The sequence below is a fragment of the Quyinboa mangrovi genome (assembly GCF_042219825.1).
Lineage (GTDB): Bacteria > Bacteroidota > Bacteroidia > Bacteroidales > UBA5342 > JBHJHP01.
In genome coordinates, this window is sequence record NZ_JBHJHQ010000047.1 from 1 (window position 1) to 909 (window position 909).

2 protein-coding genes are annotated in these 909 nt (G+C 34.9%); both read right to left on the reverse strand.

The features are described from left to right. Positions 1–230: hypothetical protein (locus ACE1ET_RS20485; protein WP_375730292.1), on the reverse strand; the 230-nt coding region annotated here is incomplete at its 3' end. Beyond that, a complete protein-coding gene (locus ACE1ET_RS20490) occupies positions 218–817 on the reverse strand; it encodes a hypothetical protein (protein ID WP_375730293.1) in 600 nt (199 codons plus the stop codon). The genes ACE1ET_RS20490 and ACE1ET_RS20485, both read right to left, overlap by 13 nt. Positions 818–909 lie beyond the last annotated feature (92 nt).

Below are 909 nucleotides of genomic sequence, written 5' to 3' on the forward strand. Positions count from 1 at the left end.
TTCTGGGCCATTTCTTTAATTTGAGATTTCGTCAGTTTCATAATGATATTTTTTACGCTTGCACCTAACGTTCCCGCAGTATGGTGTCGTGCGGTTGACTGTCCCACGTAGTGGAGACTGTCAAGCCGAAAAGACGCCAGAATGAATACGAATTTGCAGGTTAAAAGAGCCGCATGCACTATGACTGCGTGTTGTAGCGCGTTTATTTTCAAAATCTCTAGTTTACCCATGACTCAAGATCTCTCAGAACAACCCATTTATCATTAATTAGTCTAAAGACTTTTGTAAATCCTCTTGCAGATAAAGGTCCGGAGATTTGAAAGTATTTTATTATTATAGTTCTCTTGTCTCTTGAAATTAGAGGTCTTGCAAATCCTTGGATGCAACCAATTTTTGAATCAAATTCCTCCCAATAATCTACAGGTTTATCAGTATTTAATGACTTTTCAATACTGGCAATAAAAGTATCAATTTTTGATTTTTGGATTAGGCGGTATCTCTTTTTAAAATCATTAGTTTTCAATTCGAAATTCTCTAAATTTTTTTTCTGGATTATCAAATACTTAATATCATTCATGTCAAATAAGTCATTGATTTCCAAAAAGAATACTGAGTCAATAATATGATTTACGGATTGAGCTCCAAAACTTTCACTAAACCTGTCTATCAATTTGCAACTAGAGTCAAATAGTTCATTGTTGTCCCTTATAACTGAAAACAAAATATCATTTACAAATTTTTCTTCCTGGCTTATTTTTTCAGTCTTACAGTTGAAGAGTAAAAGTGCAATAATTATCAGGTTAAGAATTTTCACCATTTTTTCTAAATGCGCTACAACGTTCCCGCGGTATGCTGTCGTGGCAGTTTCTTTCCGACGGGAAAGGAACTGTCAGGACAAAAGAGCCCGAC